This window comes from Cryobacterium gelidum, assembly GCF_004403985.1.
Classification (GTDB): domain Bacteria; phylum Actinomycetota; class Actinomycetes; order Actinomycetales; family Microbacteriaceae; genus Cryobacterium; species Cryobacterium gelidum.
On the sequence record NZ_SOHL01000016.1, the window covers coordinates 84828 to 105487 of the forward strand.

19 protein-coding genes and 1 pseudogene are annotated in these 20660 nt (G+C 65.2%); 13 read left to right on the plus strand and 7 right to left on the minus strand.

Features of this window, described 5'->3' with window-relative positions:
- Window positions 1-5 precede the first annotated feature (5 nt).
- On the minus strand, window positions 6-902 hold the full coding sequence (locus E3T50_RS10715) for a DEAD/DEAH box helicase family protein (protein ID WP_134551805.1): 897 nt from the start codon (window positions 900-902) through the stop codon (window positions 6-8).
- 402 nt (window positions 903-1304) lie between these two features.
- Between E3T50_RS10715 and E3T50_RS10720 the strand changes: the two genes are divergently transcribed.
- Genes E3T50_RS10720 through guaA form a run of 5 tightly spaced genes read left to right on the plus strand, consistent with a single transcriptional unit; the run spans window position 1305 to window position 6169 of the window.
- On the plus strand, window positions 1305-1838 hold the full coding sequence (locus E3T50_RS10720) for a cation:proton antiporter regulatory subunit (protein ID WP_241978471.1): 534 nt from the start codon (window positions 1305-1307) through the stop codon (window positions 1836-1838).
- Between the two features lie 4 nt (window positions 1839-1842).
- Window positions 1843-3324: a cation:proton antiporter gene (locus tag E3T50_RS10725; protein WP_134551806.1), complete on the plus strand. Its 1482-nt coding sequence runs from the start codon at window positions 1843-1845 to the stop codon at window positions 3322-3324.
- A 5-nt stretch (window positions 3325-3329) separates the two neighbouring features.
- On the plus strand, window positions 3330-4109 hold the full coding sequence (locus E3T50_RS10730; RefSeq protein WP_241990882.1) for an SURF1 family protein: 780 nt from the start codon (window positions 3330-3332) through the stop codon (window positions 4107-4109).
- Window positions 4110-4118: 9 nt separating this feature from the next.
- The gene (locus tag E3T50_RS10735) at window positions 4119-4553 is read left to right on the plus strand and encodes a DUF3817 domain-containing protein (protein ID WP_134551808.1); all 435 of its coding nucleotides are present in this window, start codon (window positions 4119-4121) and stop codon (window positions 4551-4553) included.
- Window positions 4550-6169: a glutamine-hydrolyzing GMP synthase gene (gene guaA / locus E3T50_RS10740; protein ID WP_134551809.1), complete on the plus strand. Its 1620-nt coding sequence runs from the start codon at window positions 4550-4552 to the stop codon at window positions 6167-6169. Before E3T50_RS10735 ends, guaA begins: the two co-directional genes overlap by 4 nt.
- Before the next feature lie 287 nt (window positions 6170-6456).
- Here the strand turns inward: guaA and E3T50_RS10745 are convergent, their stop codons facing one another.
- Both E3T50_RS10745 and E3T50_RS16250 read right to left on the minus strand, forming a co-directional pair.
- Complete coding sequence (locus tag E3T50_RS10745) at window positions 6457-8421, minus strand: APC family permease (RefSeq protein WP_134551867.1); 1965 nt, start codon at window positions 8419-8421, stop codon at window positions 6457-6459.
- A 407-nt stretch (window positions 8422-8828) separates the two neighbouring features.
- Entirely contained in the window at window positions 8829-8972 is a 144-nt protein-coding gene (locus tag E3T50_RS16250) for a hypothetical protein (protein ID WP_166784274.1), read from the minus strand.
- Between E3T50_RS16250 and E3T50_RS10750 the strand changes: the two are divergent.
- Window positions 8968-9276 (plus strand): annotated as a pseudogene (locus E3T50_RS10750) (winged helix-turn-helix domain-containing protein); the annotation flags it as partial. The gene E3T50_RS16250 and the pseudogene E3T50_RS10750 overlap by 5 nt on opposite strands.
- 110 nt (window positions 9277-9386) lie before the next feature.
- Here E3T50_RS10750 and E3T50_RS16255 read toward each other — a convergent pair.
- Entirely contained in the window at window positions 9387-9539 is a 153-nt protein-coding gene (locus tag E3T50_RS16255; RefSeq protein ID WP_166783941.1) for a hypothetical protein, read from the minus strand.
- Window positions 9540-9631: 92 nt separating this feature from the next.
- Window positions 9632-10414: a Bax inhibitor-1/YccA family protein gene (locus E3T50_RS10755; protein ID WP_134551810.1), complete on the minus strand. Its 783-nt coding sequence runs from the start codon at window positions 10412-10414 to the stop codon at window positions 9632-9634.
- Window positions 10415-10635: 221 nt separating this feature from the next.
- On the opposite strand from E3T50_RS10755, the gene E3T50_RS10760 reads away from it, so the two are divergent.
- The 5 genes from E3T50_RS10760 to E3T50_RS10780 all read left to right on the plus strand — a co-directional run bounded on the left by E3T50_RS10760 (window position 10636) and on the right by E3T50_RS10780 (window position 17107).
- On the plus strand, window positions 10636-11646 hold the full coding sequence (locus tag E3T50_RS10760; protein WP_134551811.1) for a glycerophosphodiester phosphodiesterase family protein: 1011 nt from the start codon (window positions 10636-10638) through the stop codon (window positions 11644-11646).
- A gap of 42 nt (window positions 11647-11688) precedes the next feature.
- Window positions 11689-14211 carry an ATP-dependent helicase gene (locus E3T50_RS10765; protein ID WP_134551812.1) on the plus strand — a complete coding sequence of 841 codons (2523 nt, stop codon included), beginning with the start codon at window positions 11689-11691 and terminating at the stop codon, window positions 14209-14211.
- Between the two features lie 97 nt (window positions 14212-14308).
- On the plus strand, window positions 14309-15733 hold the full coding sequence (locus tag E3T50_RS10770) for a ferredoxin reductase family protein (protein ID WP_241990873.1): 1425 nt from the start codon (window positions 14309-14311) through the stop codon (window positions 15731-15733).
- On the plus strand, window positions 15730-16239 hold the full coding sequence (locus E3T50_RS10775) for an FMN-binding protein (protein ID WP_198417978.1): 510 nt from the start codon (window positions 15730-15732) through the stop codon (window positions 16237-16239). The genes E3T50_RS10770 and E3T50_RS10775 overlap by 4 nt, the downstream gene beginning before the upstream one ends.
- A 31-nt stretch (window positions 16240-16270) precedes the next feature.
- Window positions 16271-17107, plus strand: coding sequence for an FAD:protein FMN transferase (locus tag E3T50_RS10780; RefSeq protein WP_241990874.1), 837 nt, complete (start codon window positions 16271-16273; stop codon window positions 17105-17107).
- Window positions 17108-17174: 67 nt separating this feature from the next.
- On the opposite strand, the gene E3T50_RS10785 is transcribed toward E3T50_RS10780, so the two are convergent.
- Window positions 17175-17585, minus strand: coding sequence for a DUF3054 domain-containing protein (locus tag E3T50_RS10785; protein ID WP_174844751.1), 411 nt, complete (start codon window positions 17583-17585; stop codon window positions 17175-17177).
- 38 nt (window positions 17586-17623) lie between these two features.
- Complete coding sequence (locus tag E3T50_RS10790) at window positions 17624-18334, minus strand: VIT1/CCC1 transporter family protein (RefSeq protein ID WP_134551813.1); 711 nt, start codon at window positions 18332-18334, stop codon at window positions 17624-17626.
- A 250-nt stretch (window positions 18335-18584) separates the two neighbouring features.
- Here E3T50_RS10790 and sucC point away from each other — a divergent pair, with 250 nt between their 5' ends.
- Window positions 18585-19754 (plus strand): ADP-forming succinate--CoA ligase subunit beta, encoded by a 1170-nt coding sequence (sucC, locus tag E3T50_RS10795; RefSeq protein WP_134463472.1) that lies wholly within the window; start codon window positions 18585-18587, stop codon window positions 19752-19754.
- Between the two features lie 13 nt (window positions 19755-19767).
- Window positions 19768-20655, plus strand: coding sequence for a succinate--CoA ligase subunit alpha (gene sucD, locus E3T50_RS10800; RefSeq protein WP_104193334.1), 888 nt, complete (start codon window positions 19768-19770; stop codon window positions 20653-20655).
- Window positions 20656-20660: the final 5 nt, after the last annotated feature.

Below are 20660 nucleotides of genomic sequence, written 5' to 3' on the forward strand. Positions count from 1 at the left end.
AGCGGTCACCGGCACCGGCACCGGGCGCGGTGACGGCGCAAGAACGTGGGTGTGTTAACGCGCCCGGGGACGCCGATGCGCGAGAGGAACATTCCGAAAGCCGCGAGGTCGCGCGCGACCGGCCAGTCCCACCGCGAAACGGATGGTCCGCACGCGCGAATTCGATCTTCACGGCGCTTCTCGTTCATCACGATCTCGGCGGTGGTGCGTCCGCTCATGTAGGCCTCCTTGACGTACTTGCCGTGCCCGTCGAACTCGCCGACCTTGTTGATGCCTCGCCAGAAGAAGTCGACATAAGCGATGAACCCTGCGGCATCGTCGAAGCGCACCTGCAACTCGGGAGCGGTGAATCCGAGCAGGAACATGTGCGCGCGGCTGATCGACTCCCCGCCGGAATCGGACTGCGTCGACGCGAAGTCCCCGGCGCGGAGTGCTGCGCTTTTGCCATAGCGTCGGCCAGAGCCGGCGAGCGTGTCCATGGCCGACTGCAACTCGTCGCGCGACACCAGTATCGTCACTGGGCTCCCTTCGGGTGCCATCCTGCGTGGAATGTGAATGGCCTTGTCCATCATTGCGACAGCCTGCGGAGACGGCAGCACACGTGCCATCGTGACGGCGGTCTGGGCCGCGGACGTGACCAACAGTCCGCCGCGCGTGATAGCGCCGCTCGGCAGGGCGTCCGGGGTGGTGGCGCTGTGCCGCACGATTCCGGGCTTGGAACGACCGCCCAACGCCTGCGGCACGGTGATGTGGACATCCGTCGGCCAGCTTGTGGGTCGGGGAAACCCCCAGATCGCCGCCGCAGAGTGGTGGGAGAACACCGGTGGATCGGCGCTGACCGCAGCGTAGGCGCGGATGCGAAAGAGGTAACGCGCGTCGAGGTCGAGACGGTCCCAGTGCATCGTGGGTAGATAGACACCGCGCCGCAGCCGGGTGACCCGGTGGTGCGTGAACTCCGTGCGCCGGCCTCGTGCAGTCCGACCGCCGCAGCATCCGAGGAGAGGAGGAGCCCATCTGGGCGCACGAGAGCTGCGAGCAGGTAGTTTGATGCGGGTTCGGACGGCGCCGTGTTTGCCATGGCCAGACAATGGCAGCGAATGAGTTCCTTGGGCCGAGCCACAGGGAATCTGTGCATAACTCAGCGCGCCTGAACGCTCACCGCGCCGGGTGCCGGGGGCCGCGCCAACTGTAGGTGGCGCGGCCACCGGTACCGGGCGCGGCGGCGCGGCGGCGCAGCCCGCGGCGCGCGGACGGCAAAAGCGGCTCCGGTAGAATAAGGGAACTGCCCCTAAACCTCAGGAGTCATGACAATGGTTGATGTTCGGCGGGTCAAACTTCCCGGCGTGGGTGTGCTGCACACCTTCATCACGGATGACGGCGGCAAGGTCGGTGTCATCGCCCACCGCTCCGGCCACAGCGACCTCATCACCTTCGCCGACGACGAGGGCGGGCCCGACGCGAGCAAGGTCTCGCTTCGGCTCAACGAAGACGAGGCGCACACCCTCGCCGAGCTGCTCGGCGGCACCCAGATCACCGAGTCGCTCAGCGCCCTCGACCAGATTCCCGGCCTCAGCATCGACTGGTTCACCGTCGACTACGAAGACCACATCGCCGGCCAGCCCCTGGGCAACCCCGCCGACCGCGGCATTGCCGGCCTCACCGTAGTCGCCGTCGTGCGCGGCGAATCGGCCAACCCCGCCCCCGCCGCCGACTTCAAAGTCTTCCCCGGTGACACCCTCGTCGTTGCCGGTTCGCCCGAAAAGGTGGTCAAGGCCTTCGCCTTCTTCCGCACCGGTGAAGTGAAGGCCAAGACCGTCGACGCTCCACCCGGGGGGTAGGCCGATGCACGTCGGCGAAGACCTCCTCGTTCTCGGCATTCTGCTCGTCGGCGCTTACGTTCTTGGCCGCCTGGGCAAACTGATCGGGCTCCCCACTATTCCGATCTATATGATCGTGGGCCTTCTCGCGAGCCCGAACACCGACTTCTTCCCCCTCGACTTTGAGTCCGGCGACATCGAGCTGATCGCCGTCTTCGGCCTGATTCTGCTGCTGTTCAGCCTGGGCCTCGAGTTCGACCAGGAAGAGTTCTTTGGCAACGCCAAGACTCTGATCATTTCCGGCGGCTCCTGGGTGCTCATCAACATGGGAGCCGGCTTCATCTTCGGCCTGCTGGTGGGCTGGGGGCCACGGGAGGCCCTCGTCATCGCCGGCATGACCGGCACCTCGTCGAGCGCGATCATTACCAAGCTCTTGATTGAGTTACGTCGGCTCGCCAACAAGGAGACGCCGATGATCCTCGGCGTCACCGTCGTCGGCGACATCTTCATCGCCATCTACCTTTCCATCGTCTCCGTTGTGCTCAGTGGCAAGACCGAGATCTGGCCGATCGTACTGCAGCTCTCGATCGCCTTCCTCTTTCTCGTGGCCATGTTCTCCCTCGCCCGGTGGGGCGGTCGCGTCGTTTCCCGCCTCATGCGCACCAAAGACGACGAACTGTTCACGATCCTGTTCTTCGGCTTGGTGGTGTTGTTCGCCGGCATCGGCGAGATCATCGGCGTGACCGACGCGATCGGCGCATTCCTCATCGGCGTCGTGCTCGGCGCGAGCAGCTACCGCGCCAAGATCGAGCGCGTCGCGGTGCCGCTGCGCGACATTTTCGCGGCGTTCTTCTTTCTCAACTTCGGCCTCGCCCTCGACGTAGCCCAGTTCGGATCAGTGATCGGCGTGGTGCTCGTGGCCATCGTGATGACCTTTCTGCTCAGCCTGCTCTCCGGGGCGCTGCTGGCCTGGCTGCACAAAATGGGGCCACGCGAAGCCCTCAACACCGCCGCAATCTTCGTCAATCGCGGCGAGTTCACACTGATTCTGGCGACCCTGTCGGTGTCGGCCGGGCTCGATCCGCGCCTGCAACCGTTCGCGGGCCTCTACGTCTTGGTCATGGCGATCCTTGGTCCGCTGTTCGCGGCGAATTCGGAAAAGATCGGGTCGGCCCTGCGTCGCCGCGGGCCAGCATCCGCTGCCGCGCGTGCGCCGCGCAACCCGATGCTCGACGAGGAGATCGCGCTGGTCGAGGCGGTGACAGCCGCTCAGGCGACGGATGCCGACGAGTCCACCCGGCGCGCGGCCAAGCGGATGGTCGACTCGGCCAATTCCCAACCAGCGGCCGATACGCTGGACGCAGCGAAACGCTCGCATTCGGCCGATTCCGGTTCGGGTTCGATGGCCGATTTCGCTCTCGGTCAGCACTCCGCAGAACCCGAAGATGACGCCGACAGACCGGCACGCAAACCCGGGCGAGAAACCCACACAGGTGACTATTTGTGATCAGAATGATGCTGCGCCCCCGCTGGGTGGCCGCACTGCTGCTTGCCCTCGGCATTGCCGCGGCCTTCGCCCTGCTCGGGCACTGGCAGCTGGACCGCGCCATCGAGTCCGGCGTGGTTGTGGAGCGCAGCACCGAGCAGGTGAAGCCACTCACCGACGTTGCCCAGCCTGACGGCGGGGTGACGCAGATCGCGACCGGTCAAATGGTCACCACCGATGGAACCTGGGTGGTCGGTGACGAGCAGCTCATCACGACGCGTTTCAACGGCGGCAGCTTGGGGTTCTGGGTCGTCAGCCATTTTCAGACGGATGCCGCCGCCAGCATCGCCGTCGCACGCGGTTGGGCGCCCGACAAAAGCACCGCCGAGGCCGTCATCGCCCAGCTCCAGGCGGCACCCGACACCAGCTCGGTCACCCTGACCGGACGCTTTCTCACCGGGGAAGCCCCGGAGCTGCCCGCCCCGGAAGGCGATTCGATGGAGCTGACCAAGGTTGCGCCATCCGCTCTGATCAATTTGTGGGCCGATTTCACCGACCAGTCGGTGTATTCCGGTTATATCGTCGACGCCGCTGCCCCGACGGGCCTCGATGTGATCGATTCTCCGGTGCCCGAAGTCGACCAGTCGCTGAACTGGCTGAACATCTTCTACGCGATCGAGTGGGTCGTCTTCGCCGGGTTCGCCGTGTTCCTCTGGTACCGGCTCGTGCGCGATGCCCTGGAACGCGAGCAGGAAGAAGCAGCGCTCCAAGGCGTGACTGCAGGGGCTCCCAGCACGGGCGCGTAGAATCAGCCCATGCCACTCGATCCCAAGCCCGCCGATATTTCCCGAATCCCCGGTGCGCTTCGGCTCTACCAGGTGTCGTCCATCATCACCGGTGTCTTTTTGTTGTTGCTCTGCGCCGAGGTCTACGCCAAGTTCGTGCTCGGCTACGAACTCGAGATGAACGGCTCCGAGGGTTTTCTCGCCTTCGTGCCGCGCGACACGGTCGCCGCGATCAACCTCAGCACGATCATTTTGATCGTGCACGGCTGGTTCTACGTGCTCTATCTGTTCGCCGATTTCCGCTTGTGGAGCCTGATGCGCTGGCCATTCCCGCTCTTCGTGCTGATCGCGCTCGGCGGTATCATCCCCACGCTCTCGTTCTTTCTGGAAGGCCCCATGACTCGCCGCGTCAAACGTTCCCTTGAGCAGCTCGAAGCGAAAAAGGCTTCCGAGGTGCGTTCATGAGTGACACCCTCGACACCGCGTCGGCGGATGCACCCGTCGCCGACTCGGGGCTCGATCGCCCCGTTCTCGTGGTCGACTTCGGTGCGCAGTACGCGCAGCTGATCGCGCGGCGCGTGCGGGAGGCGTCCGTTTATTCGGAGATCGTGCCGCACACGATCACCGCCGCCGAAGTGCTCGCGAAGAACCCCCGCGGAATCGTGCTCAGCGGTGGCCCGTCGAGCGTCTACGCCGACGGTGCGCCAGCCTTCGACGCAGCGATCTTCGAACTCGGTGTGCCCGTGCTCGGCATCTGCTACGGCTTCCAAGTGATGGCGACCGCCCTCGGCGGCACCGTCGCCCACACCGGAGCCCGCGAATACGGCTCGACCCCGGTCGTCGTGAGCAACGCCGTCAACGTGCTGCTGGCCGACCAGCCCGACAGCCAAACGGTCTGGATGAGCCACGGCGACTCGGTCGCCACCGCGCCGGCGGGCTTCACCGTGCTGGCCTCGTCGACCTCCACCCCGGTCGCCGCGTTCGCCAATGACAAGAAGCGGCTCTACGGCGTGCAGTGGCACCCCGAGGTCAAACACTCCGAAAACGGCCAGCACGTGTTGGAGAACTTTCTGCACCGCGCCGCCGGTATCAACCCCGACTGGAACAGCGGCAACGTCATCGCCGAGCAGGTCGCCAAGATCCGCGCGCAGGTCGGTACCGGCAAGGTCATCTGCGGGCTCTCCGGAGGAGTCGACTCCGCCGTGGCCGCAGCCCTCGTGCACAAGGCCATCGGCGACCAGCTGGTGTGCGTCTTCGTCGACCACGGCTTGCTGCGCGAAGACGAGCGCCGCCAGGTCGAAGAGGATTACGTCAAGGCCACCGGCATTCGCCTGGTCACCGTCGACGTGCGTGAGCAGTTCCTCACCGCGCTCGAGGGCGTGAGCGATCCGGAGACCAAGCGCAAGATCATCGGCCGCGAGTTCATTCGCACCTTCGAGCAAGCCCAGGCCGAGCTCATCAAGGAAGCCGCCGAAACCGACGGTGACCCGATCGCTTTCCTGGTGCAGGGCACCCTCTACCCGGACGTGGTGGAATCAGGCGGCGGAAGCGGCACCGCGAACATCAAGAGCCACCACAACGTGGGCGGCCTGCCGGAAGACCTGCAGTTCGAACTGGTCGAACCGTTGCGCACCCTGTTCAAGGACGAGGTGCGGGCGATCGGTGCCGAGCTCGGCCTGCCGGACGAAATCGTTCAGCGCCAGCCGTTTCCCGGCCCCGGTCTCGGCATTCGCATCGTCGGGTCGATCACCCAGGAACGCCTCGACCTGCTGCGTCAAGCGGATGCGATCGTGCGCTTCGAGTTGACCGCCGCCGGCCTCGACCGCGAGATCTGGCAGTGCCCGGTGGTGCTGCTCGCCGATGTGCGCTCGGTGGGCGTGCAGGGTGACGGCCGCACCTACGGTCACCCGATCGTGCTCCGCCCGGTGTCTTCGGAGGATGCGATGACCGCCGACTGGACCCGCCTGCCCTACGACCTGCTGGCGAAGATTTCCAATCGCATCACCAACGAGGTCGACGGCGTGAACCGCGTGGTGCTCGACGTCACGTCGAAGCCGCCGGGAACCATCGAGTGGGAGTAATCCAGCGGTAGCGTCGCGAAAAAGTAGGGCCGGTTCTGGAGCCGGCCCTACTTTTTCGTGCTGTGCTGTGACGCGGGGAGTACGGTGGCGGCGTCCCGCGATGGTCGGTAGGAACGGTCGGTCTCCGGGGCGTGGGCGAGCGCATCCCGGGGAGGTTTGGATGCGCCTAACGGCCCCTGGGACGACGTCGATTTTGCTGGCTTAGCCGTGATGAATGCGCGCAGTTGCCATCTCGCTCCCGGATGGAGCGAATTTTGACGCATTCGTGGACGATGATGGCTCGGCGGTCAGCCGCCGCCGACGTGGATCCCCGGCCTCCGCGTCGGGTCTGGTTCACTCTCGCGCAGGATCTCCCGCACGACCGGGGCCGTATCTCCGCGCCCCAGCAAGAGGTACCGGAGGAGATGCCCGAGCGGGTTACCTTCCGACCATTCGAAGAAGGCCTGCGGTCGCACGCCCGTGGCATCTCGGAGGGCCAGAAGTATCGCGGCAATCGCGTTCGGCGCTGCCGGGCTCTGCGCACGGAGCACCCGATGCCCGTCGACCTCGACGCCTCGAACGCGGAGCACGTCGCTGAAGCCGGACGGATCAACGACGTCAATCTCCAAAAACAGCACATCGGCGGCACCCGGCACCGGGTTCATCTGCCTTTGTTCGGACTCTTTCTCGGCGTAGTCGGCGGGCAGGCTTCCGGAGGGCGGCCGCGTTGCAATCAGGTTCAATGCGCCATCGAAAGCCAGTGACGCGGCGATAAAGCTGCGGGCCGATTCGTCGAAGTCGACGCGTTCGACCCGCAGCTCAGTGGTGCGCGACACCCGGGATATGAGGGAGACGACGATGATTCCACCGATGAACAGTGCCGAGATGGCAATCCCGTCGGGTTTTTTCAGGATGTTCGCGGCCAAGGCGTAGAACAGGATGAGGGTCAAGGCGCCGAAGCCGAGGGTGGCTCGTCGTTGCCGACGCCGGGCAGCAGAAATTGTGACCGCGGCCGCGCCGGAGAGCATCATGGCCAGAATTCCGGTGGCGTAGGCGCCCGCCTGAGCGTTCACGTCGGCCTTGAATGCAATCGTTATGAGGATGCTGATGCCGGTATAGACCAAGACGACGGGCCGTATGGCCCTGCTCCACTCCGGCGCCATGCCGTAGGAGGGGAGATACCGCGGAACGATATTGATCAGCCCGGCCATCGCGGACGCGCCGGCAAACCAGAGGATGAGAATGCTGCTGACGTCATAGGCGGTACCGAACTCGTTCCCGATCAGCTCATGCGCGAGATAGGCCAGCGCGCGGCCGCTGGCTTCGCCGCCCTCCTGGAACGCATCAGGCGGGATGAGGAGCGTGGTGACGAAGCTGCTGGAGAGAAGGTAGATGCTCATGATGAGCGCGGCAGCGGTGAGCAGCTTCCGGGTATTGCGGATGCGCGACGCCAGTCGCTCCGCTGCAGTCTTCCCCGTGGCGCCGACCAACGGCATCATGCTCACCCCGGTCTCGAACCCCGACAGCCCGAGCACCAACAGCGGAAAGGCCAGGAGGGCAGGGCCAATAATGTCGCCGGCGCTGCCGCCGCGCGTCGTGAGGGCGTCCAACCAGCCCTCCAGCGCGCCCGGTTGCGTGAATGAGTCGTAGAGGCCAACGCCGATGACAATGCCGTTCAGGACCAAAAAGACCGCCACGAGTGGGATGGCGACCTTGACGGCCTCGGTGAAGCCCAGCAGGAAGACGCCGCCCAGGATAAGCAGCAGCACGATCGTGATAGTGACCTGATGGCCTTCGAGGAAGGCCGGTGCGTAGGGGTTCTCGAGCAGGTGTACCGTCGCATCCGCTGACGACAGTGTGATTGTGATGATCCACGACGTTGCGACGAACCCGAGAAGTACCAGGACGAAGAACTTACCCTTCCAGAACGGTAGGAGTCGTTCCAGCATTGCCACCGAACCCTGGCCATGGGGACTCTCTTTGGCGACCCGCCAATACATTGGAAGCATCCCGAGGAGAGTCAGCGCCACGATCAGGAGAGTGGCGAGTGGAGAGAGCGCGCCGGCCGCAAGGAAGGCTATTCCGGGCAGGTAGGAGAGCGTCGAAAAGTAGTCGACGCCGGTCAGACACATCACCTTCCACCAGCTGTGCGTCGGCGCCGCCTCCTCACTGCTCTCCGGGCCAACCGGCTGAACACGATTCTTCATCAGCCAGCGAGTGAAGTTAGTCGACGGCGCTCCGGCTCGGGCGGCTACGGGGACGCTCTCCGGCATAACCGGAATCCGTGATGAATCCACTGCACTCCTTCAGTTGGCACACACGAGTCACCGTGGCGTGACTCGGATCTTGCTGATGTGCGAAACACACTGGTCCAGTGTGTGCCATGGAAGAGCCGGCACGTGTATCCGCGCACGGTAATACGGTTGATACCAAGCTGCGATTTGGGTTGCGCGTTCCGGGGCGGCGCCTCTGGACAGCTTGCCGCAGTGGTCCTGGCTTTCGGTCTACAGGGTGCAGAGGTCGTTAGGTTTCGTCGAATTCCTGTATGGATTCCGTTAGGGCGGCCGTTTGGTCGAGAACGAGGGTGTCTACTCGATTGTCGTGCCCCTGCGGCCGTCGTGCCCCGCTTCGGGTGTCGCGTCATCCTTCTCCAGATGGAGTGAATTGTGCTTGACATTGTTTACGTGCTCGGCATCATTGTCGTGTTCGCGCTGGTCGGCGTCATCGGGTGGGGGGTCGAGAAGCTGTGATCTTCTTCGATCTGCTCGCCGCGGCGCTGGCCGTTGCCGCCGTGGTGTACCTCGTTCACACGAATCGCGGACATCGCCATCGATCTCGCGGCCAAAAGCATCACGCGGACAACGCCCAGCGGGCCCGAGCTCGTGCGGCTGACCCCGACGGAATGGCGAGTCCTCGATATCCTCGTGCGAAATGCGGGTAATCTCGTCTCCCGCCAAAGCCTCCTCACCGAAATCTGGGGATCAGAACACATCACCGACACGGGATACCTCCGCCTCTACATCGCCCAACTTCGGAAGAAAATCGAACCCGATCCCCGAAACCCCCGGTATCTGCTTACCGAATCTGGAATGGGATATCGATTCCGACCGGACCGCGAAGAAGGTTGAGGAAGCGCTCCCAACGGAGGCTTCGCGTTGCCGCACCACAGCGCCGTCCGCGAACAGGGTTAGCTCAGACGGTGCCTCAGCTGACGGCGGCGCTGTCCTCGCCCTGTCGATCAGTCTTTGGGAGCCTTGAGGTAGCGACGAATAGCGAGGATGACCACCCAGGCGAGGCCGAGGAGCACGATGGCGCTGCCGATATAGCCGAACGCGGCGTTCATACCGTTTGCTTCGAGCGGGAGCAGCGCGTGCAGGTCAGTGAAACTCATTACTTAAGCCAACCACAGTGTGATGTGCCACGGGAACGGAAAAGCACCCCCGTCCTAACGACGGAGGTGCTTTTCTATGTCTTTGGAAAGTGCTACTCGCCGCGAAGGATGGCGAAAATGCGCAGCAGTTCCACGTACAGCCAGACGACGGTCAGTACGATGCCGAAGGCGGCGCTCCAGCCGTACTTGCGGGGGGCGCGGTTGTTGACGCCCTTCTGGATGAAGTCGAAGTCGAGCACGAGTGAGTACGCGGCCAGAACTACGGCCAGGAGTCCAATGGCGATGCCGACCGGGCCGCTGCGCAGGCCGAAGCTGCCGTCGACCGCACCAAACATCATGAGACCGAAGTTGATCAGCGAGAACACGCTGTAACCGATGATCGCGATCGTGAAGATCTTGGTGGCCTTCTTCGAGGCGCGAATCTTGCCGCTTCGGAACAAGGCTAGAGTCACGCCGACCACCACGAGCGTGGCGAGAATGGCTTGGGTGACGATCCCGTCGTACAGGCTGTTAAACGTTACGGAAATGCCGCCGACGAAGAGTCCCTGGGCTGCAGCAAATGCCAGAATCAGGGCCGGAGACGGCTCCTTCTTGAAGGTGTTCACGAGGCCGAGGACAAGGCCGACAATGGCTCCGGGGATCAGCAGTATCGGAACAACCCAGCCGAGGGCGGCACCGACGATCAGAACCGCGAAGGCAATCCCGGTCTTGGTGATGGTGTCTTCATAGGTCATGCGTTCGGTGTCCTGCGCACCGGCGGCGGGCCGGTTGTACATCGACTGTAGATCGTTGTCAGAGAGGGCCTGCGACGACGCCACTGCGCCACGAGCGCCGAACGCTTCGTTGCGGGAGAAAGCGGGGTTGGAGGATGCCATGTGTTGCTGTACTCACAATCAGCTGGAGGAGTAACGGGTGCGCGCAGGCTAGCCGACGCGCAGCGCCTGGTGCGGCACTTCCTCAAAGGTACCGGAGAGCGCGTTCGAATGTGCTGGGGATCAGCCGATTTGCAGCATTCCAGGCGGCATTTGCAGACGTTCCGCTATCAGCGGATAGCGGTCCTCAGCATCCGTTCTGTGGGCGCGGTTAGCCTGCAACCATGCAACCGATCGTCATTGGCCACCGCGGGGCAAGCGGTCACCGGCCCGAGCACACCCGCGGCGCGTTCGGGCTCGCGTTCGCACTCGGCGCCGACGCCGTCGAACCCGACCTGGTCGCGACCCGTGACGGCGTACTCGTCATTCGCCACGAAAATGAGATCTCCGGCACAACGGATGTCGCCACTCGCGCCGAATTCGCCGCTCGTCGCACCGAGAAACACATTGATGGCAGGCCGGTCACCGGTTGGTTCACGGAGGACTTCACCTGGGCCGAACTGAGCACCCTGCGTGCCCGCGAAAGGCTGCCGAGGCTGCGGCAGAACAACGCGACCTTCGACGGCCAGCAGCCGATTCTGCGACTGCGCGACCTGTTCGACCTCGTCGATGCCGCGGCCGAGCGGACCGACCGGGTGCTCGGCATCGTCGCTGAGATCAAGCACGCCAACTATTTTGCGGGACTCGACCTGCCCCTGGCCGAACTGTTCGCCGCCGAGGTCTGTGCGGCCGGCTGGAACACCGACCGACTCACCGTGGAAAGCTTTGAACCGAGCGTGCTCGCCCGGGTGCGGGCCGAGGGTGTGCGCGGCAAGCGGATCTTTCTGCTCGAAGACCGGGGGCACCCGGCTGACCAAGTCGCCGAGTACGGAGCCGGGGCGCTGCCTTACACCGACCACCTCACGCCCGACGGGCTTGCGAACCTCGCCGCCGGGCCTGAAAGCATCGACGGCATCAGCGTTCCGAAATCGCTCATTCTCGAAACGGATGACGGGGGTGACGTTGTCGGGGCATCCGCTCTGGTCGATGATGCCCACAACGCAGGGCTCGAAATTTACTGCTGGACCCTGCGCCCGGAAAATAGGTTTCTCGCGCCGACGTTTCGGAGCGGCACCCGCCAGGCGAATTTCGGGCACTGGCAGTCGGAGTTTCGCGTCATTCTCGACTCCGGTATCGACGGCGTCTTCGCCGATCACCCCGATCTTGCCGTGCACGTGCGCGACGAACGGCGCTGATCGGCCTGCCTGTCAGGGGCCTCGCCTACACTGGAGAGCGTCATGACCACACCTCTCAACGCGGAATCCGCGCCCGCCAGCACAACTCGTTCGGCCACGCCGATCATTCTCGATTCCATCGGGTATGCGGGCATGGGGGTACGCGAACAGAGCCCCCTGCTCGACGGGCTCAACCCGCAGCAGAAAGAGGCCGTCGAGTATCGCGGCCAGGCACTGCTCATCATCGCCGGCGCCGGCTCGGGCAAGACCAGCGTGCTCACTCGGCGGGTGGCGAGCCTGCTCGAAACCCGCGATGCCTGGCCGAGCCAGATTCTCGCCATTACCTTCACCAACAAGGCCGCTGCCGAAATGCGGGAGCGGGTGCACGCCATTCTCGGCCAGGCCTCCGACGGAATGTGGATCAGCACCTTCCACTCCTCCTGCGTGCGCATCCTGCGCCGCGAGGCCGACAAGATCGGCCTGTCGAGCACGTTCAGCATCTACGACTCGGCCGACAGCAGGGTCACCCTCAAGCGCATCATCAAGGCTCTCGACGCCGACACCTACGGGTTCACGCCCGGATCGGCCGGCGCCAAGATTTCCAAGCTTAAAAATGAGCTCGCCGACGCCGATTCCTACGCGCGCAACGCGAACATGAGCGACCCGCAGGAAGTCATGTTTGTCGAGATCTTTCGACAGTATTCCGCCCGGCTGCGCGCCGCGAGCGCGCTCGACTTCGACGACCTCATCGGCGAGACCGTCTATCTGTTCCGCGCATTCCCCAAGGTCGCCGCGCTCTACCGGCGCCGGTTTCGGCACCTGCTGGTCGACGAATACCAGGACACCAACCACGCCCAGTACGCCCTCGTGCACGAGCTCACCCGGCCGGTCGCCGCCGAACTCGCCCAGGAGATGGAAGACGACGGTGTGCACGTGCGCAACCTACGCGACGCCACTGGAGCCATTCCCGGGGCCTCGCTCACCGTGGTCGGCGACTCCGACCAGTCAATCTACGCCTTTCGCGGGGCGGACACACGCAACATCAGCGGGTTCGAACGGGACTACCCGGGCGCGAAGGTGATTCTGCTCGAGCAGAATTACCGGTCAACCCAGAACATTCTTTCGGCGGCGAACGCGGTCATCGGCCACAACTTCGACCGCACCGACAAAAAGTTGTGGAGCGCCGGCGGTGACGGCGAGAAGATCATCGGCTACACCGCCTATTCCGGGCACGACGAGGCCCAGTTCGTCTCCGACGAGATTCAGGTACTGCACAGCGCCGGCATGGCCTACCGCGACATGGCGGTGTTCTATCGCACCAACGCGCAGACCCGAGCACTCGAAGAGATCCTGGTGCGCTCGGCCACGCCGTACCGGGTGGTCGGTGGCACCAAGTTCTACGAGCGGGCCGAGATCAAAGATGCCCTGGCCTACCTCATCGCCGTCGCCAACCCGGTCGACGAACTGGCCCTCCGCCGCATCTTGAACACCCCCAAGCGCGGTATCGGCCCGGCCACCGAGACCGGGCTGTCGAGCTTCGCCGACGATAACGGGCTCACCTTTCGCCAGGCCATGCGCAACTCCGCCGCACTCGGCCTCGGCCCCAAGGTGACCGGCGCCATCCTGAAACTGGCTGAGCTGCTCGACGCCGCCGCCCTCATGCTCGTGCCGACCAGGGTCACCGGCGACGGTGTCCCGATTGGTGGTTCCAACGTCTCCGAGGTGCTTGAGTTTCTGCTCGCCGGCAGCGGCCTGCTCGCCGTGCTGCGGGGCAGCCGAGACCCGCAAGACGAGGCGCGCGCCGAGAACATCGAGGAGCTCGTCGCGCAAACCAAGGACTTCAACAAGGAGAACCCCGACGGCGGTCTCGTCGATTTTCTGACTCAGGTCTCACTCGTGGCCGCGGCCGACGACCTCGACGACGCCTCTGGCACGGTTTCGCTGATGACCCTGCACACCGCGAAGGGCCTCGAATATGAGGCGGTTTTTCTCACCGGCGTCGAGGAGGGGCTGCTGCCGCACCAAATGTCGGCGAACGAGCCTGGCGGCCCGGCCGAAGAACGACGCCTGTTCTACGTGGGCATCACCCGGGCGCGCCAACGGCTCTACCTCTCGCTGGCCATGACCCGCGCGCAATTCGGAAACATCAACGTGGCCATGCCGAGCCGTTACCTGCAGGAGATTCCGGCCGAGCTGATCGACTGGAAGCAGTCACCCGGCACGGCTAATTCCCACGGTGGCACCCAGCCGCGTGCCCTCAATGCGCGCCGCGAAGGGGGATTCGGTGGCTTCGGTAATTCGCTCAGCGGGTCGGGCAATGGTTCGACCAGTGGCAGCAACAGCGCCCAGGCCGGCCTGCCGCCGGGCAAGCCGAAGACCGAGTGGGCGAACAAGATCACCGGAACGGTGCGCGACAACGGCGCCCTCGAACTGACCGCGGGTGACCGCATCCGTCATCATGACTTTGGTGAGGGCCGGGTCAACCAGGTCACCGGCGAGGGCACCAAGCGCATCGCGCACGTGCAGTTCGACACCGCCGGCGCCAAGAAACTGCTGATCAAGATCGCGCCGATCGAAAAGATCTAGCGTGCCCGTTGCGGTAGCGCTCGGGGCATTGGTGACACACAGACTGTTCACAGCTTATCCATAGCAGTTCGATGGGCGCCCGGCCGATGCTCTACCCATGAGCCTCGACACGCGCACCACTCGAACCGGTGCTGCACCCACGCACCGCACGCGCACGGCGTCACCGCACCCGGCTTACACGAAGCGGATGCGCCTGGCTGATAACCTGCAGATTCTCTGCGTTGCATCGGTCGCCATCGTCATCGCCATCTTTCTCGCCGACGGGGGAGCTGCCAAGTTCGGCACCCCCGCGGGGGCTTTCACCTCCCTCGGAATCGTCGCCGGCCTCGTCGGCACCAACATGCTGCTCGTCATGCTCGTGCTGGCCGCGCGGCTGCCCCCGATCGATCGCGCTTTCGGGCATGACCAGGCTATGGCCGTGCACCAGTCGCTCGGCAAGCCGGCCCTGTATCTCATCCTCGGCCATGCCGCGCTGCTCGTGACCGGGTATGCGCTCGCCGAAAACACGAATGTGCTCCTCGAGGTTTGGAACATGTTCACGACCCTGCCGGACATGCCGCTCGCGTTTCTCGGCCTCGCCCTCATGATCGGCGTCGTGATCACCTCGCTCGTGGTGGTGCGCCGGCGGTTTCGCTACGAGGCCTGGCACGCCGTGCACCTGCTCGCCTACCTCGCGGTGCTCGTGGCCATCCCGCACCAGCTGAGCGTTGGTGGCCTGCTCAGCGAGGGCGCTATCGCCCGGTACTACTGGCTGGCCCTGTATGCGGCCGTCGCCGGGTCCATCATCATGTTTCGGTTCGTGCTGCCGGTCGTGCGGTCGCTGCGGCACCAACTGCGCGTGGCGAGCATCGAGCAGGTGGCGCCCGGCGTCGTGTCGATCAGCCTCGTCGGGCGTCGGCTCGACCTGCTCGGGGCCACGAGCGGCCAGTTCTTCATCTGGCGGTTCTGGTCTGCCGGACTGTGGTGGCAGGCGCATCCGTTCTCGCTGTCGGCCGCCCCGAACGGACGCACGCTGCGCATTACCGTGCGTGGCCTCGGCGACGCGTCGGCCGAGCTGCCCCGGGTTCCGCGCGGCACACGGGTGAGTTTCGAAGGCCCCTATGGGCTGTTCACCGAGAACGCACGCACCTCGCCTCGCGTCGTACTGATCGCCGCCGGCATCGGCGTCGCCCCCATTCGCTCGCTGCTGGAAACGGTGTCCTTCGCGCCGGGCCATGCCACCGTACTGCTGCGCTCACACGCCATCGGAGACACCTATCTGGTCGACGAACTCACCGATCTCTGCCGTGCGCGCGGCGCCGAGCTGCGCATCCTCGCCGGCCACCGGCCCAAGGGAGTCAGTACCTGGCTGCCAGCGGATGCCGCCCGGGCAGGCCTGACCCTGCGCACGATCGTGCCCGAACTGGGACAATCCGACATCTACATCTGCGGCCCCCGCCCGTGGACCGACGCCGTCGTCCGCGATGCCCGCGCCGGCGGGGTGCCCAAGAAGCAGATCCACTATGAAAGGTTCGACTGGTGAGAGCACGCGCAGTCGCCCTGGCCGCCCTGGCCTCCGTCTCGATCGTCGGCATCGGCTGGCATCTGGGATCGCAGTCGATCGATGCCTCGCAGAGCCTGACCGCCTCGAACACGGGCACCACGACGGCCGCGACCGCGCGAGTTGCCCCGGCCGCCGCTGCGTCCACCGCGGCCGCCGCTGCGTCCACCGGGACCGCCGCTGCGTCCACCGCGACCGTGTCGTCGGCTCCGTCTGGAACCTTCACCGGCTCGGTGATTCACACCCAGTTCGGCGACATGCAGGTGTCGGTGACCATCGCCAACGGAACGATCAATGAGGTCACACCGCTGCAGCTGACCAACCGGGGAGGCCGATCGGTAGCAATCAGTAGCCAGGCCGCACCGATTCTCCGCTCCGAGGTGCTCTCCGCCCAGTCGGCGAGCGTGCACAACGTCAGCGGTGCCACCTATACGAGCGAAGGCTACCTGCGGTCGCTGCAGTCAGCCCTCGATACGGCCGGGTTCTAGGGCGCCGACGATGTGCAAGGATTTCGCACCGATGCCCGTGCCCACCTTCGCGACCATGGGCACGATCGTGAGTCTGCGACTCGCCGAAGCCGCGACCGCGTTGGGTGACACGGCCCGGGCCGAGGCCGCGCAGCTCGTCGAGACCGTGTTCCGTCGATGGCACGAGCAGTTCAGCCTGTACCGGGCAGACTCGGAGTTGAGTCGAGTCGCGCGCGGCGAGCTCCGGTTGACTGACGCCAGTGCAAGCCTGCGCAACTGCTATGCCCTTGCGCTGGACTGGCGGGACCGCACCCAGGGGGTGTTCACGCCGCATCGGGCGGATAAGGTGATCGACCTGTCGGGTGTGGTCAAGGCGCTCGCCATCGCCGAAGCCGGAGGGGCCCTTCGCCTCAGCGGCCTCACCAACTGGTCGATCAACGCGGGCGGTGACGTCCTGGTCGGCGGCGTGCCGGGGGACCGGTACGACGAGACAGAGCCCGCCGACCATGCGACGCCGACCGGGCATCGCGGAACAGCTCCGGCAGCGGTCAGCGTGCATGCCGAGTGGGTCGTGGCGATCGTCGATCCGGACGATCGAGGTGACGTGATGGCGCGCGTGCCGCTGCGGCATCCGCTTCGGGCCGTGGCCACGTCGGGCAGCGCGGAACGCGGCGAACACATCTGGACGGAACGAAACGAGCCTTCGCCGTTTCGCCAGGTGAGCGTGTTTGCCGCCGACATCGTCACGGCTGACGTGCTCGCGACGGCGATCGTGGCGGGCGGCGCGGAGACGTTGGCCGACATAACGGCGCGGTTCGCCATCGACGTGCTCGCGGTGCTGCGTGATGGCCAGTTGCTCGCAACTCCGGGTTTACGCCAGGCCGACTAGGCGGTCTGTGCGCCGGACCCGGCGGATACCTGCTGTGCTGCGGACGCTGCCGTCTGATTCACGCAGATCAGGCGGCGGTGGGCATCCGCTGGCGAGAAGCGCGGGACACGATCACGGCGATGGCACGCCAGCCGAGCAGAAACACGCCGAGCACGATGGTGGTGACGATCGCGAAACTGAGTTGAACGCCCTGGCCGCTGGCCAGGCGCAGCAGGAGGCCACCGACGACGGCCGCGATCCAGACGCCGAGGCCGGTCCAGACGATGTTGCGCGGGTGGCGCCAGGCGCGCAGCAGTAGCCAGCCGATGGTCAGGCCGCCAAGGAACGGCCAATAGGTCACGCCTAGGCCGGCCAGGGTCTCGCCGTGGCTCAGTCGACCAATCACGGCAAACAAGAGCACGAGTGCCGCGTCGAGCGCGCCCGCGGTAATGATCGATGATCGAGAGATTGGGCCAGCTCCGCTGCGCAGTGATGCCATGCTTTCAGCATAGTGAGACAGCCGGTGAGGAACCCGAGTTACACCGTGCCGCCGATCAGCGCGCCAATCACATAGGTGACGGCGAGAGCGAGGATGCCGCCGATCACGATGCGGGCGATGGCGCGCGGCTTGGGACTCTCGCCGAGGTGAGCGCTCAGCCAACCGGTGGTGACGAGGGCCACCAGAACCGCGAAGAAGGTGGCACCGATGCGCCACTCCGCCGGGGGCAGCAGAACGGCAAGCAAGGGGAGCGCCGCGCCGACGGTGAACGCGACAGCGGATGCAAGGGCCGCGTGCCACGGATTCGACATGCCGTCCGCGGTGATGTGCAGCTCAACCTCGAGGTGCGCCGCGAGGGCGTCATGCTCGGTGAGCTCGATGGCAACCTGCTGCGCCGTCTGGGCTGACAGCCCCTTGGCCACGTAGAATCCAGCCAGTTCGGCGAGCTCTTCGGCTGGCTCGTTCTCGAGCTCCCACGTCTCCTTGGCGATGAGGGCACGTTCGGAGTCGCGCTGGCTGCTGACCGACACGTATTCGCCGAGGGCCATCGAAATCGCGCCTGCGAGCAGGCTCGCCACACCGGCGATGAGAATGACACCGGAATCGGTGGTCGCTGCCGCAACACCAACGACGAGGGCGGCGACGGAGACGATGCCGTCGTTCGCGCCCAGAACACCGGCGCGCAGCCAGTTCAGCCGGGAGGCGAGGCCGGCGGTGTGCGGTTCCACCGCTTCGATAAGATCGGACATCACACCAGATAAGCACCTGACGGGGCCGACGTCTAGCAAGGTGTGGCTAGCCTTCGGCGCTCATTCCCTGGCCGCGCGCCGGTATGGGGAGGTCGCCGGGTGCGACCCGACGCCCGATTCAGGCGATAGAGTTTTCACGGGCCGGTATGTCTTGACGTCGAGCTAATTCACGGCGCTGACTGCCGTTACCAACAACCTCATATATCTTCAGCGGCGGTGTGATCGCCAAGACGCGGATTGGAAGAGCAGCGTGGATCTTTACGAGTACCAAGCGAGAGACCTCTTTGAGGAATATGGTGTGCCGGTTCTGCCGGGCATTATCGCGGACACCCCCGCCGACGTCCGGGCAGCAGCCGAGAAGCTCGGTGGCGTTGTCGTAGTCAAGGCGCAGGTCAAGGTTGGTGGCCGCGGCAAGGCCGGCGGCGTGAAGGTAGCAAAGTCTCCGGAAGACGCCGAGGCCGCTGGCCAGGGAATCCTGGGCCTCGACATCAAGGGCCACACCGTTCACCGCGTCATGGTGGCCGGCGGAGCCCGTATCAAGGCGGAGTTCTACTTCTCCGTGCTGCTGGACCGTTCGAACCGTTCCTACCTGTCGCTCGCCAGCTACGAGGGGGGCGTGGAGATCGAAGTTCTCGCCGTCGAGAAGCCCGAAGCGCTCGCCTACACGGCCGTCGACCCGATGATCGGCATCGACCTGGCGGTGGCGAAGCAGATCGCCATCGACGCGAAGTTCCCGGCGGAGCTCGTCGATAAGGTCGCCCCGGTTTTCGTCAAGCTCTACAACGTATTCACGGGTGAGGACGCGACCCTGGTTGAGGTCAACCCCCTCGTACTCACCGAAGAGGGCGACATCATCGCGCTCGACGGCAAGGTCACGATCGACGAGAACGCCGACTTCCGTCACCCCCGGCATGCCCTCCTCGAGGACGCCGCCGCGGCCGACCCGCTCGAAGCCAAAGCCAAGGCTGCCGGCCTCAACTACGTCAAGCTCGACGGTGAAGTCGGCATCATCGGCAACGGCGCAGGGCTCGTCATGAGCACCCTCGACGTCGTCGCTTATGCCGGCGAGAACTTCGGCAGCGTCAAGCCGGCCAACTTCCTCGACATCGGGGGCGGAGCATCCGCTGAGGTGATGGCCGCCGGACTTGACGTCATCCTCGGTGACCCGCAGGTCAAGAGCGTGTTCGTCAACGTCTTCGGCGGCATCACCGCCTGTGACGCCGTTGCCAAGGGCATCGTCGGCGCGCTCGCCGAGCTCGGTTCGAGCGCCAACAAGCCGCTCGTGGTGCGCCTCGACGGTAACAACGTCGAGGAGGGTCGTCGCATCCTCGCCGAGGCGAACCACCCGCTCGTAACACTGGCCGCCACCATGGACGAGGGCGCCGCCAAGGCCGCCGAGCTCGCCCACGCTGCGAAGTAAGGGACAACCAAGAATGTCAATCTTCCTCAACAAAGACTCCAAGGTCATCGTTCAGGGCATCACCGGAGGTGAGGGCACCAAGCACACCGCCCTCATGCTCAAGGCCGGTACCCAGGTGGTCGGTGGCGTCAACGCGCGCAAGGCCGGCACCACCGTAGTGCACGGCTCGGTCGAGCTGCCCGTCTTCGGTACCGTCGCCGAGGCCGTCGCCAAGACCGGCGCCGACGTGTCGATCATCTTCGTACCGCCGGTGTTCACCAAGGACGCCGTGATCGAAGCGATCGACGCCGAGATTCCGCTCCTCGTCATCATCACCGAGGGTGTTCCCGTGCAGGACTCGGCCGAATTCTGGGCCTACGCCATCAAAAAAGGCAACAAGACCCGCATCATCGGCCCGAACTGCCCCGGCATCATCACGCCCGGTGAGGCACTCGTCGGCATCACGCCGGCGAACATCACCGTCAAGGGCCCGGTCGGTCTCGTCTCCAAGTCGGGCACCCTCACCTACCAGATGATGTACGAACTGCGCGATTTGGGCTTCTCCACCGCGATCGGTATCGGTGGCGACCCCATCATCGGCACCACGCACATCGACGCGCTCGAGGCGTTCGAGAACGACCCGGAGACCAAGGCGATCGTCATGATCGGCGAAATCGGCGGCGACGCTGAAGAGAAGGCCGCCGAGTACATCAAGGCGCACGTCACAAAGCCGGTCATCGGCTACGTGGCCGGTTTCACCGCGCCCGAGGGCAAGACCATGGGCCACGCCGGCGCCATCGTCTCCGACGGAGCCGGAACCGCCCAGGGCAAGAAGGAGGCCCTCGAGGCCGCCGGAGTCAAGGTCGGCAAGACGCCGAGTGAGGCAGCGAACCTGCTGCGTGAGGCGCTCGCCGCACTGTAAGCAGC

What these genes read in the sequence shown, in the direction of transcription:
- E3T50_RS10755 (WP_134551810.1), bottom strand. Translation starts at nt 10,414, where the DNA reads ATGGCATCCTCCAACCCCGCTTTCTCCCGCAACGAAGCGTTCGGCGCT.
- sucD (WP_104193334.1), top strand. Translation starts at nt 19,768, where the DNA reads ATGTCAATCTTCCTCAACAAAGACTCCAAGGTCATCGTTCAGGGCATC.
- E3T50_RS10730 (WP_241990882.1), top strand. Translation starts at nt 3,330, where the DNA reads ATGATGCTGCGCCCCCGCTGGGTGGCCGCACTGCTGCTTGCCCTCGGC.
- E3T50_RS16250 (WP_166784274.1), bottom strand. Translation starts at nt 8,972, where the DNA reads ATGTCCGCGATTCGTGTGAACGAGGTACACCACGGCGGCAACGGCCAG.
- E3T50_RS10780 (WP_241990874.1), top strand. Translation starts at nt 16,271, where the DNA reads ATGCCCGTGCCCACCTTCGCGACCATGGGCACGATCGTGAGTCTGCGA.
- E3T50_RS10735 (WP_134551808.1), top strand. Translation starts at nt 4,119, where the DNA reads ATGCCACTCGATCCCAAGCCCGCCGATATTTCCCGAATCCCCGGTGCG.
- E3T50_RS16255 (WP_166783941.1), bottom strand. Translation starts at nt 9,539, where the DNA reads ATGAGTTTCACTGACCTGCACGCGCTGCTCCCGCTCGAAGCAAACGGT.
- E3T50_RS10790 (WP_134551813.1), bottom strand. Translation starts at nt 18,334, where the DNA reads ATGTCCGATCTTATCGAAGCGGTGGAACCGCACACCGCCGGCCTCGCC.
- E3T50_RS10745 (WP_134551867.1), bottom strand. Translation starts at nt 8,421, where the DNA reads ATGCCGGAGAGCGTCCCCGTAGCCGCCCGAGCCGGAGCGCCGTCGACT.
- guaA (WP_134551809.1), top strand. Translation starts at nt 4,550, where the DNA reads ATGAGTGACACCCTCGACACCGCGTCGGCGGATGCACCCGTCGCCGAC.
- E3T50_RS10785 (WP_174844751.1), bottom strand. Translation starts at nt 17,585, where the DNA reads ATGGCATCACTGCGCAGCGGAGCTGGCCCAATCTCTCGATCATCGATC.
- E3T50_RS10715 (WP_134551805.1), bottom strand. Translation starts at nt 902, where the DNA reads ATGCACTGGGACCGTCTCGACCTCGACGCGCGTTACCTCTTTCGCATC.
- E3T50_RS10720 (WP_241978471.1), top strand. Translation starts at nt 1,305, where the DNA reads ATGACAATGGTTGATGTTCGGCGGGTCAAACTTCCCGGCGTGGGTGTG.
- E3T50_RS10760 (WP_134551811.1), top strand. Translation starts at nt 10,636, where the DNA reads ATGCAACCGATCGTCATTGGCCACCGCGGGGCAAGCGGTCACCGGCCC.
- E3T50_RS10725 (WP_134551806.1), top strand. Translation starts at nt 1,843, where the DNA reads ATGCACGTCGGCGAAGACCTCCTCGTTCTCGGCATTCTGCTCGTCGGC.
- E3T50_RS10770 (WP_241990873.1), top strand. Translation starts at nt 14,309, where the DNA reads ATGAGCCTCGACACGCGCACCACTCGAACCGGTGCTGCACCCACGCAC.
- E3T50_RS10765 (WP_134551812.1), top strand. Translation starts at nt 11,689, where the DNA reads ATGACCACACCTCTCAACGCGGAATCCGCGCCCGCCAGCACAACTCGT.